The 14,681-nt window shown below is 55.1% G+C and carries 13 protein-coding genes; 1 reads left to right on the top strand and 12 read right to left on the bottom strand.

Annotation, left to right across the window (positions count from 1 at the left end; genetic code table 11):
* Positions 1–252: 252 nt before the first annotated feature.
* From IP582_RS04850 to eat, 5 genes are all read right to left on the bottom strand, one after another.
* On the bottom strand, positions 253–699 hold the full coding sequence (locus tag IP582_RS04850; RefSeq protein WP_041852583.1) for a DUF421 domain-containing protein: 447 nt from the start codon (positions 697–699) through the stop codon (positions 253–255).
* 10 nt (positions 700–709) lie between these two features.
* Entirely contained in the window at positions 710–1,219 is a 510-nt protein-coding gene (locus IP582_RS04855) for a hypothetical protein (RefSeq protein WP_193795235.1), read from the bottom strand.
* 107 nt (positions 1,220–1,326) lie between these two features.
* Positions 1,327–2,097 (bottom strand): ethanolamine ammonia-lyase subunit EutC, encoded by a 771-nt coding sequence (eutC, locus tag IP582_RS04860; protein ID WP_193795236.1) that lies wholly within the window; start codon positions 2,095–2,097, stop codon positions 1,327–1,329.
* Positions 2,094–3,482: an ethanolamine ammonia-lyase subunit EutB gene (locus IP582_RS04865; RefSeq protein WP_193795237.1), complete on the bottom strand. Its 1,389-nt coding sequence runs from the start codon at positions 3,480–3,482 to the stop codon at positions 2,094–2,096. The genes eutC and IP582_RS04865 overlap by 4 nt, the downstream gene beginning before the upstream one ends.
* 9 nt (positions 3,483–3,491) lie before the next feature.
* Positions 3,492–4,871: an ethanolamine permease gene (gene eat / locus IP582_RS04870; protein ID WP_041852579.1), complete on the bottom strand. Its 1,380-nt coding sequence runs from the start codon at positions 4,869–4,871 to the stop codon at positions 3,492–3,494.
* A 1,248-nt stretch (positions 4,872–6,119) separates the two neighbouring features.
* Here eat and IP582_RS04875 point away from each other — a divergent pair.
* On the top strand, positions 6,120–6,611 hold the full coding sequence (locus IP582_RS04875) for a transposase (protein WP_193796186.1): 492 nt from the start codon (positions 6,120–6,122) through the stop codon (positions 6,609–6,611).
* A 32-nt stretch (positions 6,612–6,643) separates the two neighbouring features.
* On the opposite strand, the gene IP582_RS04880 is transcribed toward IP582_RS04875, so the two are convergent.
* The 7 genes from IP582_RS04880 to IP582_RS04910 all read right to left on the bottom strand — a co-directional run bounded on the left by IP582_RS04880 (position 6,644) and on the right by IP582_RS04910 (position 14,661).
* On the bottom strand, positions 6,644–6,910 hold the full coding sequence (locus IP582_RS04880; protein WP_193795238.1) for a hypothetical protein: 267 nt from the start codon (positions 6,908–6,910) through the stop codon (positions 6,644–6,646).
* Positions 6,849–7,895: a ferric ABC transporter ATP-binding protein gene (gene fbpC / locus IP582_RS04885; protein WP_041852578.1), complete on the bottom strand. Its 1,047-nt coding sequence runs from the start codon at positions 7,893–7,895 to the stop codon at positions 6,849–6,851. The genes IP582_RS04880 and fbpC overlap by 62 nt, the downstream gene beginning before the upstream one ends.
* A gap of 12 nt (positions 7,896–7,907) precedes the next feature.
* Positions 7,908–9,986, bottom strand: a complete 2,079-nt coding sequence (locus IP582_RS04890) for an iron ABC transporter permease (RefSeq protein ID WP_193795239.1) — start codon at positions 9,984–9,986, stop codon at positions 7,908–7,910.
* 71 nt (positions 9,987–10,057) lie between these two features.
* Entirely contained in the window at positions 10,058–11,089 is a 1,032-nt protein-coding gene (locus tag IP582_RS04895) for an ABC transporter substrate-binding protein (protein ID WP_041852576.1), read from the bottom strand.
* Positions 11,090–11,093: 4 nt separating this feature from the next.
* The gene (gene uhpC, locus IP582_RS04900; protein ID WP_193795240.1) at positions 11,094–12,404 is read right to left on the bottom strand and encodes an MFS transporter family glucose-6-phosphate receptor UhpC; all 1,311 of its coding nucleotides are present in this window, start codon (positions 12,402–12,404) and stop codon (positions 11,094–11,096) included.
* An 86-nt stretch (positions 12,405–12,490) separates the two neighbouring features.
* Positions 12,491–14,032 carry an MASE1 domain-containing protein gene (locus IP582_RS04905; protein ID WP_193795241.1) on the bottom strand — a complete coding sequence of 514 codons (1,542 nt, stop codon included), beginning with the start codon at positions 14,030–14,032 and terminating at the stop codon, positions 12,491–12,493.
* Positions 14,032–14,661 (bottom strand): response regulator transcription factor, encoded by a 630-nt coding sequence (locus tag IP582_RS04910; protein WP_193795242.1) that lies wholly within the window; start codon positions 14,659–14,661, stop codon positions 14,032–14,034. The genes IP582_RS04905 and IP582_RS04910 overlap by 1 nt, the downstream gene beginning before the upstream one ends.
* Between the last annotated feature and the right edge of the window lie 20 nt (positions 14,662–14,681).

Genomic DNA, 14,681 nt, shown 5'->3' on the forward strand with positions numbered 1-14,681 from the left:
GCATAAGAGTCAATCAACCTGCGGAGTAATTATGTTGATGTGCCTCTCATTTATTTTTTAATGAGTGTAACTTGCTGTTTTTTATGTTTTTATAGGGATGTGATCTTGATCGTAATTATAAGAAATGGAATTTTTAAAAGTCACTGTTGCGGATTTTATGGAAAGATAATGAAATTAAAGGGACGGACAGAAGGCAGCGCACTGTGTACTGCCTGCGGCATAATTGCAGACAGCCACAGTGTAAATCGGGTTTTATGGCGACTTCGCAATAATCGAGATATGACCATTGCGCTCAAGAATGGCGTACTTAATATCGTCAAGTTTATCAATGCCCTGATTATTACGTGCAGAGACCATGATGTCATCATAGGTGATATCAGCCTCTTTCATTTTGCCGCGTAACATCTGGCCATGTTCCACCAGGATGACCGGAGCACCGTCGATCATGTCTTCCGCGTTATTGATATATTTTTTGAGATAGCCGAACAGAATATCCACCGTCACCAGGGTAATGATGGTTAGCGCCGCACCGGTGACGGAAAAATCATTCCCCAGTAACGCCTGTTGTGTGGCCTCGCTGATGATCAGCAGCAAGATAAGATCAAAAGAGGTCATTTGTAACAAAGCCCGGCGTCCGGCGATTTTAAAAACCACCATTAACACCAGATAGATGGCGATTGCCCGCAATACCATTTCCATCGTCTCGCCCTCAGGGGTAAATAAATTGCCAGATGCTGGTGCTGGATGCGCCTTCCACACCAATTTGCGACGTTGCGCTGCCCGGAAGCTGTGGGGTCAGCCCCAGCCAAAGATCAAAGGCGTCTCCCGGATGCGCGTGGGAATATTCCAGACGCAACACTCCGTTTCGACTGGAGACCTGGTCTGGCTGCGGCTGTAGCGTGCGTATCTCATATTGCTGCATAAAATCGCCGCCCAGCGTGATGACGAGCTGCTCATGCTTTGGCGCCCTGACGGTAACGGCCAGCGCCATATCGCTTTGTAAACGCCCGAATCGCTCGTAATGCACCTGCAGTTGTTTATCGCCAGTTTCCTGCGTTCTGTCGCTTAAAAATCCGTGGGAAAACAGGCCTGCAAGGGCACTGATGACAATCAAGAAAAGCAGATAAGCGCCATACTGCTGTACCCGGGATTCGAATCTCAGCCAGCGCGGGTTCTCTCTTACAGGATGATTCTGGGGAGCAGGTGCGGTCTCTTTCACCTTGGAGTCTCCACAAACGTAGAATGCACACAGGGTTAACAGAGTATGGAACAAAATTTGCGTTACGCGTCGCGCTTTACCCTTGGGGCGATAAAGCGCGCGGGAGGCTAGCGAACGCGTGGGGTGACGCGTCCGTGCAGGGCAGGGTTATCGCTTTCGTCTTTTAACTTCACGCCGGTAAGCCTGCGCAGGAACGCCTGTTCCAACAGCCAGGCGAGCTTAAAGGCGGCGGCGTCATAGTTCAGCCCCTCGGGGCGAATGTTCGAAATGCAGTTGCGCTCCGACTCCAGCCGTTTGCGCTCGGGGTTCCATGTCAGATAGACACCCAGGCTGTCCGGGGAGGAGAGGCCGGGGCGTTCACCAATCAGGATCGCGACCGCTTTGCTGTTGAGCGTTTCGCCAATGTCATCCCCCAGCGCAACCCGTGACTGATGCGCCAGTACCACCGGTCCCATTGAGATCCCCAGCGTCTCCAGATAGGGCAGCAGCGCTTTAATCAGGCCGACGGACTGGCGTTGCACCGCATGTGAAGAGAGGCCATCGCCAATCACCAGCAGCAGGTCGTGGGCGGGCGTCCGACTCGCTTTTAAGGCATCGCGGCTCTCTTCGCTGAGCATGCGCCCCAAATCCGGTCGATTCAGATAGATGTGCCTGTCTGTCGCCGCGCTGTGCGCATTCAGCGTTTGCAGCCCCAGCTCGTGTAACTGTGTCGCCAGACTTTCACTGTCGAACGGCTGGTGGATAGCATCGCGGGCCTGAGCATGGGCCAGGCCAAAGTTCAGCACCTCACGCGTGGGCAGACTGGCGCCGCTGCGCCCAAGCGCGATGCGGGCATCGGTAAATTCGCGCAGTAATGTCCAGGCATCGGGTGGATTCATGCGCTCACTCCTTGTGGTAATGCGGTCAGCAGCGGGTGGTTCGCCCCGGTTAAACGCAACTGTCCGTGGGTATCGATAATTTGCATACGGGTGAGCCAGTCGGCAAACTCGGGCGCATGTTTCAGCCCCAGCAGACGGCGGGCATAGAGGGCGTCGTGGAACGACGTGCTCTGATAATTGAGCATAATGTCATCCGCGCCCGGTACGCCAATCAGGAACGTCAGCCCGGCGTTACACAGCAGCGTCAGCAACGTGTCCATATCATCCTGATCCGCTTCGGCGTGGTTGGTGTAACAGACGTCGCAGCCGATAGGCAGCCCCATCAGCTTGCCGCAGAAGTGATCTTCTAAACCGGCACGAATGATCTGCTTGCCGTCATAGAGATACTCCGGTCCGATAAATCCGACCACGGTGTTGACCAGTAGCGGGTTGAAGTGGCGCGCCACGGCATAGGCTCGTGCTTCGCAGGTTTGCTGGTCAACGCCGTGATGCGCATTTGCCGACAGGCAGCTCCCCTGGCCGGTTTCAAAATACATCACGTTGTTGCCGAGCGTGCCGCGTTGCAGGCTCAGGGCTGCATCCTGCGCCTCTTTAAGCATCGACAGATTAATGCCAAAGCCGCTGTTGGCAGCTTCGGTTCCCGCCACGGACTGAAAGACCAGATCCACCGGTGCGCCACGTTCAATCAGTTGCAGCGTGTTGGTGACGTGCGTCAGCACGCAGGATTGGGTGGGGATGGCAAAACGGCTGATGATGTCATCCATCATATGATTGAGCCGTTCGAGGACCGGCAGGCTGTCGCTGGCCGGGTTAATACCCACCACCGCATCACCCGCACCGTAGAGCAGGCCATCGAGCATGCTGGCGGCGATGCCTTTTAAATCATCGGTGGGATGATTCGGCTGCAGGCGAACGCTTAAATGGCCTGGCAGGCCGATGGTGTTGCGAAAACGGGTAATCACGCTGCATTTGCTGGCCACCAGAATCAAATCCTGGTTACGCATCAGCTTGCTTACCGCGGCTGCCATCTCCGGCGTGACGGCCGGGGCGATGTGTGTCAGCGTGGCGGCATCGGTGGTATCGGCCAGCAACCAGTCACGGAAATCGCCGACGGTCAGGTGGCGGATAAGCGAAAAGGCATCGGCATTGTGGGTATCAACGATCAGGCGGGTAACTTCATCGCTTTCGTAAGGAATGATCGGATTGTCCAGAAGGTCACGCAGCGGAATATCGGCAAGGGCGATTTTCGCCGCCATGCGCTCTTCCGCTGAATCTGCTGCGACACCCGCCAGCACATCCCCGGAACGGGCCGGGGACGCTTTTGCCATGACTTCTTTAAGACTGGCGAACCGGTATGTCCGGTGCGCCAGGGTCGTTTTATACATTTCGCCTCCTCAGGAGAGCGCGCGTAGTTGCGGATCCATCGCCGCACGCTCACGGGCTGACGCTGTTTTACGGAACCACATGTAACCCCCCAGCATCATCAGCGCGAAAATGAGCGCCAGCAGGGTGTTGTACCAGACCATCGCGACCAGACAGAGTACCGCCATACCCAGCGCAAACGCGGGCGCTATCGGGAACAGGGGCGCTTTAAACGGACGCACCAGGTTCGGCTCGCTACGGCGCAGTTTGAACAGCGCGGCCATTGAGATGATATACATAACAATAGCGCCGAATACTGACATCGTCACAATGCAGGCGGTCAGCGGCATGCCGCTAATGGTTACCAGCGAATCGGAGAAAATGGCCGCGATCCCCACCACGCCGCCGGCCAGAATCGCCAGGTGCGGTGTGCGCGTTTTACGGTTCAGGTTCGCCAGGCTGGCAGGCAGATAGCCCGCACGCGCCAGTGAGTAGATCTGACGGGAGTAACCCATGATGATGCCGTGGAAAGAGGCCACCAGGCCAAACAGACCCAGCCAGACCAGCATATGCAGCCAGCCGCTACTGTTGCCCACCACGACTTTCATTGCCTGCGGTAAGGGGTCATTAATGTTCGACAGGGCGCGCCAGTCACCCACGCCGCCGGCAAATATCATTACGCCAACCGCCAATACGGTCAGCGTCAGGATACCGCCGCCCAGCGCGCGAGGAATGGTGCGTTGCGGGTCTTTGGCTTCTTCGGCGGCCATCGATGCGCCTTCAATTGCCAGGAAGAACCAGATAGCAAAGGGGATAGCGGCAAACATTCCCGACAATGCCGGGGCGCTAAAGCTTTCTGCGCCTGCCCAGCCGTTAGCCGTGAAGTTGTCCCAGGAGAAGCCTGGCGCAACAACACCCATAAAGACCAGCAATTCAAATATCGCCAGCAGGGTGACGATCAATTCAAATGTAGCGGCAATGCCGACACCGAGAATATTTAACGCCATAAAGATGATATAGGCGCCACAGGCGATCCATTTCGGATCGAGGGACGGAAATTGCACGTTCAGGTAGGCCCCAATGGCCATTGCAATAGCCGGTGGCGCAAACACAAATTCAATGAGCGTGGCGAAACCGGCAATAAATCCGCCGGTGGGGCCGAAAGCCCGATACGCGTAAGCAAAAGGGCCGCCCGCGTGTGGGATCGCTGTTGTCAGCTCAGTGAAACTGAATATGAATGCGCAATACATGGCGGCAATCGCCAGCGCGACAATCAAAAATCCCATTGTTCCGGCCTGGGACCAGCCATAACTCCAGCCAAAATATTCGCCTGAAATGACCAGGCCGACGGCTATGCCCCATAAGCGGAAGCTGCCGAGTGTTCTTTTTAATGTGGTTGATTCTGTGGTCATCATTTACTGCCTCGCCATTAAACACAGTGCAATGTCAGTAGCAAAGGCAGTGCCAAGCTTAAAAAACAAATAAATTCATTGGGTTATGGATGGCGCGAGGAATGGCGCGAAAAAAACGCGGCACCGATGTAGCGCCTGACGGGTAATTCTGGTGCATGCTGCCCCGCAATGGTGAAATTTGCAGTAGGGTAAAAGGCTTTTGATGTTAATCACAGGAGGAACTTACTGAAAGCGAAGCGTAAAAATAATGCCTTGAGTGAAATTTTATTAGGCATAGTAGTTTGAATGTTTTATGGTTCAGGAAAAAACAAAATATTATAGGGAGCAGGTAGGGAATAAATCCGACAATTCTTACACCCTTTTTATCCCTGCGACGCTTTACTATTATTAATTATTGACGATATTTACTGTTTTTATTTCACATAGTTTTTACATTTTAGATTTCATTACTTTATGACATTGTTTTGTAGGTTGTATCACAATGTTTTCAGGTAATTACCTGATGTTAAATTTAATCATTGAGAATGAGTTGACCTGAATTGTTTCGCACTTTAGTTTGAGAGAAAAATTTTTCAGGCAAATCCAGGATTATATTTAACTAAGGTGGGGCATATGGCCTGGCGACCGATTTTATATGTCATTTTTACGACTAACCCACGGCTGAGCAGCAGGCGAGCGCGGCTGCGTGTGGTCGCAAACCATCCATAGTGAGGCTCCTGGTCAGGAAGATAAGGTATTCCGGTGGCGAAGCCGCATCCGGGAATAATCCCCGGTGGCGCTGACGCTTACCGGGGCTACGAATTGACCCTCTCCTGTGGGGTTAGGGGGAAAATGCGGCTCGGGAGGTAGGTTCCGTTCCCCGTATGTTCATGGCGAAATGTCGCCTCCCGCCCCGCTGCCTGCGGTCGGTTTGACTCGCATTACTCGCCCCATCCCTGGCGGCCTGCCCTTGTCATCGGGTCTTCGTCTCACCGATTGCAGCGGGGACTCAACCCCCTCGCCGCACGCTCTGCGCCAGGGGGGGACAAAGATGTCGCTGTGGTGGTCATGCGGGAAAACGAGTCAGCCATGGCTAAAAAGGTTGAAGACGTTCACCGTATCTACGATGGTGGCGGTAGCCCGGATAAGGCGAAGCCGCATCCGGGATGACTTGCGAGACGTTTTCCATAATATAGCCAACTCTCTGTTCCGTACCTGCTCTTTGGATTATGTTGAATATCCGAGGAATTCTGGCACAAGGAGTGGCCCCTGGTTAATTATCGGCGGTATTACGTGAACGGCGGTACCTGGTTCTTCACGGTAAACCTTAAAAACCGCAGAAGTTTTCTTCTCACGACTCATATTGAGGTTTTGCGCCTGGCGGTGAATACCGTAAGGCAGCGAAAGCCCTTTTATATTGATGCCTGGGTTGTTCTTCCTGAACACATTCATTGCGTATGGACATTGCCCGCGGACGATACAGATTATTCGGGGCGGTGGCGCGATATCAAAAAACAATTTACCCGTGCATTACAGCAGCGGAATATCTGGCAGCCTCGTTTCTGGGAGCATGCAATTCGTAATGAAGCGGATTACCGCCGCCATCTTGATTATGTCTACAACAACCCTGTCAAACACGGTTGGGTAGAACAGGTGAGGGATTGGCCATTTTCATCATTTCATCGTGATGTAAGGCGTGGGATCTACCCGAAAGATTGGGGAGGCGGAACAACAGATATTGCGGCAGGCGAACGTCGTTAAAACATCCCCGGTGGCGCTGACGCTTACCGGGGCTACGATGGTGGCGGTAGCCCGGATAAGGCGCAGCCGCATCCGGGAATAACCCCGGTGGCGCTGACGCTTACCGGGGCTACGATGGTGGCGGTAACCCTGATAAGGCGAAGCCGCATCCGGGAATAACCCCGGTGGCGCGAACGCTTACCGGGGCTACGATGGTGGTGGTAGCCCGGATAAGGCGCAGCCGCATCCGGGATAAACTCACGCGGTTTCGGCCAGTTCGAACATACCGTAGGGGTGGATTTGCAGGTAATACTGCTCACCGACATCCGGTTGCAGGCGGGTGGCGTTAACCTGCAACAAAATGCGCTGGCCGTGCCATTCCACAATCACCTCGTACTGCGGCCCCATATAGGCCACATGCACGATCACGCAACGCTGGCTGTCATCACCCTGTTCACCCAGCGTGATGGCCTCCGGACGGACACCCACCGTGCCGCTTCCCTGGGCCGAGAAATGTGCCGGCACAGGCAAACGGTATCCATAGATATCAACGAATTGCGGGTGGAACGTTGCCGGGAACAGGTTGGCATCCCCCATAAAACTCGCCATAAAGCGTGACGCAGGCTGGCGATACAGATTCTGCGGCGAGCCCATCTGCATGATGTGACCCTTGTTCATCACCAGCACAGTATCGGAGACGGCAAATGCCTCGCTCTGATCGTGCGTCACATACAGCGACGTGATGTTGAACTGCTTTTGCAGCTCGCGAATTTTATCGCGCATGCTGCGACGCAGGTTGGCGTCGAGGTTACTCAACGGCTCATCAAACAACAGCACCTTGGGTTTGAGGATCAGCGCGCGTGCCAGCGCCACGCGCTGTTGCTGCCCACCGGAAATCTGATCCACGTAGCGGTCTTCAAAGCCTTCCAGATCCACCATCGCCAGCGCTTCTTTCACCCGCGTTTTCACCTCCGCGCGTGAAACCCCCAGCATCTTGAGACCGTAACCCACGTTTTCTCCCAGCGACATATGGGGGAAGAGGGCGTAGGACTGGAACACCATGCAGATATCGCGCTGCTGAATGGAGCGATGCGTGACATCCTCACCATCAATAAAAATGTGCCCCTCTGAGGGCTTTTCCAGCCCTGCCACCAGACGCAGCACCGTGGTTTTCCCACAGCCTGATGGGCCAAGTAACGTCACCATCTCCCCCTGAGGGATGGCAAGATTAATGTTGTCGATAACCGTGTTGTTACCAAATCGCTTGGTGACATTGCGCAGTTCAACGAAATGTTTTTGTGTCATGGTCGCGCTCCGTTACGCCTGGTTTTTAGCTTTGGAACGGGAGATACGCGCCTCACCGATCAGCCAGTCAAAGATGAAGATGATGGCGAGCATCACCACAATAAGGATTGAGCCATAGGCTATGGCCACGCCGTATTCGCCGTCTTCCACGCGGTTCAGGATGTAGGCGGTCGCCACACGCGTATCCGGCGTTACCAAAAAGACAATGGCGCTGACAGTAGTGATGGCGCGAACAAAGCTGTAAATCAGCGCGGACAAAATCGCCGGGCGCAGCAGGGGCAGTAGAATCTGCGTAATGGTACGCAACGACCCGGCGCGCAGGCTAAGTGAGGCCTCATCCAGCGATTTATCAATCTGGCCTAAGCCTGCGATCCCGGCGCGAATACCCACCGGCACGTTACGCATCACCATCGAAATAATAACAATGGCGGCGGTGCCAGTGATGTAAACGGGGGCGCTGTTAAAGGCGAGAATATAAGAGACGCCCGCCACGGTGCCCGGAACCGCAAAGCACAGCATGGTGGTGAACTCGATGGTCTTTTTCCCTTTGAATTGCTGGCGCACCACAATCCAGGCAATCAGCAGGCCGAAAATGGCGGTAATCGGGGCGGCAATCCCGGCGTAAAGCAGGGTATCGAGCAGAGAAGGCCACGCGCCATCGCTCATTCCCTGGCCAAACAGCTTAATAAAGTTATCCAGCGTCAGGGTGTAATCCACGCCCCAGTTCACCGTGAAACTGCCGTAGAAAATGCTGCCATAGAGCAGGGCGTTGAAGGCCACCCAGATTGCCAGCAGTGCCACTACGCTCCATACCAGCGTGACCGGCAGAGGCTGCACATCGCCGCGATAGGATTTGCCGGAAACGGTGACGTAAGAGCGTTTGCCGATCCACATGTACTGTACGCAGAACACCAGCAGCGAGAAGAGCAGCAGGAACGCACCAAGCGTACTGGCTGCCTGATAATCAAGCTGCGAACCGGTGATATAGAAGTAGATTTGCGTTGCCAGCACGTCGAAGTTGCCGCCAAGCACCAGCGGGTTACTAAAATCGGCCAGCGACTGCACGACCACAATCAGAAACGCATTAGCCAGCGCCGGTTTCAGCAGCGGGATAAATACCCCGTTAAAGGTCTGCCAGCGGCTGGCGCGCAGGGTGTACGAGGCCTCTTCCAGTGACGGATGAATAGTCTTAATCGCCCCGTCGAGGATCATAAAGGCCATGGGGGTAAACGCCAGCACCTGCGCCAGCCAGATACCGGTGAAGCCATACAGCCAGTTGGTATTGGTGAGCCCGAACCAGTCGACCATTAATTCGGTGATATAGCCGGAACGTCCCATCATCAGGGTAACGCCGAGGCCGACGACAAACGGCGGGGTGACGATCGGCAGAATCGAGAAAATGCGGCCAATAATCGCGCTGCGCTGCGCAATGCGGGTTGTGTAAATCGCCAGCACCAGACCGAAGAAGGTACAGCCGACGCCCACGGCAATAGAGAGCCAGATGGAATTCAAAATCACCTGAATAATGTGCGCCTGGGCGAGCACATTCATAAACGCCAGCGGGGCAAATTCACCGCTGGCGGTGGTGAACATAGGAATAAAGATGGCAATACTTGGCCAGACGATAAAGACGCCGATCAGCGCCACGATGACAATCAGCGAACCAATAACAAAACGGTCGCCGCCGAGCCACTCCAGGCGGGTGAGCGCCAGAGTCATGATGGCTGCAAGGGCGACAAACAGCACAATCACCGCATAACCGAGACCACGTCCTTCTACGGTGGCGCTGACAGCCACAAACGCCATGCACAGTAAGGCCCAGCCGGCGTCAAAGTAGTGGCGGCCTCGCTGCTCGCGCTTCGCTTCACTCAGTGGGCGAAGCAATAATACGGCGGGCAGCAGATACCACAACCAACTGACGTTAACGTGCGACCAGCCGTAGGCGTCGATAATTTCATCGCGCGTAGACTCCAGCAGGCCATAATCCAGGCTCCAGCTTGGCAGCAGCGCAAAGGCCAGCCCGCCAAGCAGAACCCAAAGGAATATCGCATCCCGCTTGGGGGCGGGATGGAGTGTGAGTGTGTGTGACATAAGCATTCCGGTGTTGTAGGCCGGGTAAAGCCGTTAAGCCGCTACCCGGCAATATGATCGCCAATGCGCGTTTACTGGCCCATCTTCACGTCGCTAACCCATTTGTTAATGAGCGCTTTACGTACGTCCGTGGAACCGTATTTATCCATGTCGTAATTGATAAGTTTCAGGTCGTCGAGTTTGAGCGAGTTCGGGGAGGTTTCGGCGGTGGTGTTGGTCAGGATCTGATAAGACTTGCCCTTTTTCCATGCCAGCTCCTGTGCTTCTTTTGACAGCGCCCAGTCAACAAACAGCTTCGCGTTATCCAGGTTACGCGCCCCTTTCAGGATGCTGATACCGCCAATTTCGTAGCCGGTGCCTTCACAGGGTGAAATCAGTTCCAGCGGCGCGCCTTGCTCTTTTTCCAGCGAGTAGTCATGCAGGAAGCCAATGCCGATGGCGGTTTCGCCACGCGCGGCGTTACGTGCCGGGGCGATACCCGATTTGGTGTATTGAGAGATATTGCTATTGAGCTGTTTTAAGTAATCGAAAGCCTGGTCTTCGCCCCAAAGTTGAACGAAGGTTGCCAGCGCGGTATAGGCGGTGCCGGAACTCTGCGGGTCGGCGATTTGAATTTCGCTTTTGTATTCCGGCTTCGTCAGATCTTTCCAGCACTTCGGAATGGGCAGATTTTTCTCTTTCAGGCGTTGGGTGTTAACGCCAAAACCGAGAATGCCCACGTAAACGGCGGAAGAGAGATTGCCTTTCACTTTGGCCGGATCGCGGAATTTCTCCATGATTTCGCCCAGATTGGCTGATTTATAGGGCTGCAACAGTCCCATCTCCCCGGCCTGCGACTGTGGATCCAACGTGCCGCCGTACCAGACATCCGCCTGCGGGTTTTTCTTCTCCGCATCAACTTTCGCCAGCGTGCTGCCTGAGCCGTTGCGGATGAAGGAGGTTTTCACATTGTATTTCTCGCCGAAGGCCTGTGTTTCGGTTTCACACATTTCGTTGGTCGCGCTGCAGTAGACCACCAGACGACCTTCTGCTTTGGCCGCGCTGCTGAATGCCGCCAGCGCCAAACCGGTCGCCACCAGGGTAGAGAGCAGGGTAACTTTCATTGTTTTATCCTTCCTGTGAGGTTGTAGGACTGCGAGACGTCATGATGCCCGCCATCAACAAGGGCATCAGAAGTAAACCCATTAATACGGCGGCGACGGAGAGCAAGCTGAACATCCCCGACCAGCCATAGCGTTCAATCACCTGTGACAGCGGCCAGCCCGCCAGCGCTGCGCCCGCATAGGCAAAGACGCCGAGAAAACCGGTTATCGATCCTGCCGCGGCCTTATGCCCGCATTCGACGGCGGCCAGGCCGATGAGCATTTGTGGGCCAAAAACAAAAAATCCCACGGTAAAAAAGCACATCGCCAGCAACGCGTAATGATGTACCGGCGCCAGCCACAGTGCCGCGACCGAAACAATCAGCCCCAGCGTGAAGAGCAAAATCATCGGCGCTCTCTGCCCGCTAAACAGCAAATCCGATCCCCAACCGGCGAACAGCGCACCTAACAGACCGCCGACTTCAAACAGCATCACCGTGGCATTCGCGCTCAATAAATTGACGCCGTGGCTTTCTGCCAGCCAGATGTTGCCCCAGTCATTGAGCGCAATGCGGATCAGGTAGACCAGCACATAGGACACACCCAGCAGCCAGATCATCGGGTTACGCAGCATGGTGATACGTAACATCTGCCATAAGCCCATTGGGGGGCTTTGTTGTTCCTGACGGAGCTCCAGCGGGTCATGCCGCCATTCGCCCACGCTCGGTAATCCTTCTTCCTGCGGTGTACCCCGCAGTTGCATTGTCAGCCAGACGCCGAGCGCCATGCTGATTATCCCTGGTGTCAGCATCGCAGCCTGCCAACCCCACCAGTGGGCGGCAAAGGCACATATCAGCGGAATCACGGCACCGCCAATATTGATGGACATGTTCCAGCATCCCCACCAGAAGCCGCGTTCATTGCGGGAATACCAGTGGGTGAGCAGGCGAGCACAGGGGGGCCAGCCCCAGCCCTGAAAAAAACCGTTTAACGTCCAGACCACTAACAGCAGCGGCAGTGAGTCACCAAAAGCGAACAGCACGTTCAGTAAACCCGTGGCGAACAGCCCACAGCCCATAAAGGCGCACTGCCCGTGGCTGTCGTGCCATAGCCCGGCGGCAAACTTTGACAGGCCATAGCTGAGGTAAAACAGTGAGCCCATCAGCCCGATGTCACCTTTGTCTAACTCCAGATCGCTTTGTAGCGCAGGAAGCACGTAATTGACGCTTTTACGCGTCAGGTAAAACGCCGCATAGCCCACCACCATGCACAGCAGTAACCGTGGGCGAAAAGCCCGGTAACGTTGTTCAACTTCAGCAGATGAGATGGCGTGCATAGCGGTCTCCAGTTGCGCTGACTATAGGTAAGCGCAAACAAAAGCGGATGAGAGAAACTCCCCAGGTGACTAAGACTTTTTCCTGGTCAGAGCGGGTTTTGTTGCAAAATTGTGGGCAGGTTAACAGTTACGTGCGTGCCCTGACGCGACTCAAGCGTTAGCTCACCCCCCAGGGCATGGACACGCTCGCGCATTCCCTGGATACCAAAGCCCGGCATCTTCTCAGCGGCTATACCGAGGCCGTTATCATGCACTTCGAGACACAGACGACCGTTTTGCTCGCTGAGGGCGATGCGCACTTCACTGGCGCAGGCGTGTTTGCAGACGTTATTGAGTAACTCTTGCAGCAGGCGATAGAGCGTGAAAACCAGGGTTTCGCTGTCTGGAGGAGCACTTAGCCGATAATCGAAATGGCAGGCAATACCGCGCTCGGCAAAGGCAAATTCGTTAACCAGATGGTGCAGGGCTTCTTGCAGCGAGAGCTCATCCAGCACCGGTGGGCGAAGCTGGCGCAACAGTTGCCGGGTGGAGTGGTGGATGCGCCTGGCGAGTTCGTTGATTTGATTCGCGGCTTCCAGCGCCCGATCTGTTTCGCCCGCCCGCTTCACCAACTGTGACTGGATTTGGATGGCGGTAATATTCTGGCCAATTTCGTCATGCAGCTCGCGGGCGAGACTTTTGCGGGTGTCTTCTTCCGTATGGATAAGTTTCTCGGTCAACACCCGGCGGGCCTGTAATTCCGCCTCCAGCCGTTTGCGGTAGTGGTGAAGATTTTGCGCCAGATGCTGCTGGCGACTGATGGCGATACCCAGGCCAATCCCCAGCAGCGCTTGCGTCGCAAGGAAGATCTCCAGTTCCAGCAGGTCGCTAAACCCCACCCCAATCTGACGGGCGATGGTGATCAACATACTGCCGAGCAGGCCAGACAGCACGCCGCCCTGCCAGCCGAACTTCCACGCCATCACCACGTTGGGTAAAAACACCACGATGAGTAACAGGCGTTCAATTTGCGGTGAGAGCACCATCTGCGTGCCTATCCCGATAATAAAAAAGAGGCTGCACCAGATGATAAGCGAGGTACGTAACGGTGGCGCGATCGTGTCAAGGCCAAGCAGATGATGGCGATGTTGCTGACGTAAGAATTCAAAAATGAGATAGACAAAGGGTGTCAGTAGCACCCCTCCGGTGAACGAAGCCAGGCCCGCCAGCAGCATGGTGCTTTGCAAAAAAGGGGCGAGGAGCAAGGTATGTAGTAATGCGCTGGCGGTAACGGCAGTTAACAACAGGGATAATCGCTGCCAGTAGAGCGGAAAGCGGTGCCAGAAATGTTGCGTCATCAGCGCCGGAAGCAGGCTGATGATGGGCGCGGCCAGCATCGTATAGCCACTAAGGAGCTGCTCGCTGTGCAGCCACAAAACCATCGCCAACTGGGGGAGCAATAAGGCTGGCCAGAAACGACGCGAGAGCAAAATCAGCAGTGCCAGATAGACGCCATGCGGTAGAAAGAGCACTGCCTGCTGGCCGTTATGGGTGAGGTAGAAACTGAGCGTCCACAGCATTAGCCAGCCTGGCCCCCAGGCCAACACAATAAACAGCGAGATGATCCCGTGGCGTAGTGAACGCGACATCAGTGATTAGCCAGCAGATTATGGTTAAGCGCAAAATGGACCAGCTCAATGGTGGTGGCGCAGTTCAGTTTACCGAGCACATTGGCACGGTGAACATGCACCGTTTTATGGCTGAGATCGAGTTTGAACGCGACTTCTTTGACGCTATCGCCTTTCACCAGTAAATCAAACACTTCCCGCTCGCGTGGTGTCAGAGACGCCAGGACTTTGTTCGGTTCGATCCCGCCGCGCAGCGCCTTTAGCGCATCGGCACAAAGATAATGGCCGCCAGGACCGACGGAACGCACCGCGCGCACCAGTTCTTCCGGGCCGCATCGCTTGGTCAGATAGCCGCTGGCTCCCGCATCCAGTGCGCTTTGCACAAAGGCAGGGGTATCGTAGATGCTTAGAATGATGGCGCGAAAATCAGGGCGGTGCGCCCGCAGGCGTTTCAGCAGACTCAGACCATTTTCATCCGGCATGGCGACATCAAGGACCGCGACATCCACATCACTTTTTAATAGCGCGGGCCAGGCTTCGGCGGCAGTACTGTATTGCCCGGTGATGCTGAGATCGTCTTCAAGGCCAAGAAGTTGGGCGAATCCTGAACGCACCACCACATGATCATCCACCAGAACCACACGAATCATAACGCACTCTCATAAGCCTA

The sequence above is a fragment of the Citrobacter sp. BDA59-3 genome, assembly GCF_015167655.1.
Classification (GTDB): Bacteria; Pseudomonadota; Gammaproteobacteria; order Enterobacterales; family Enterobacteriaceae; genus Phytobacter; species Phytobacter diazotrophicus.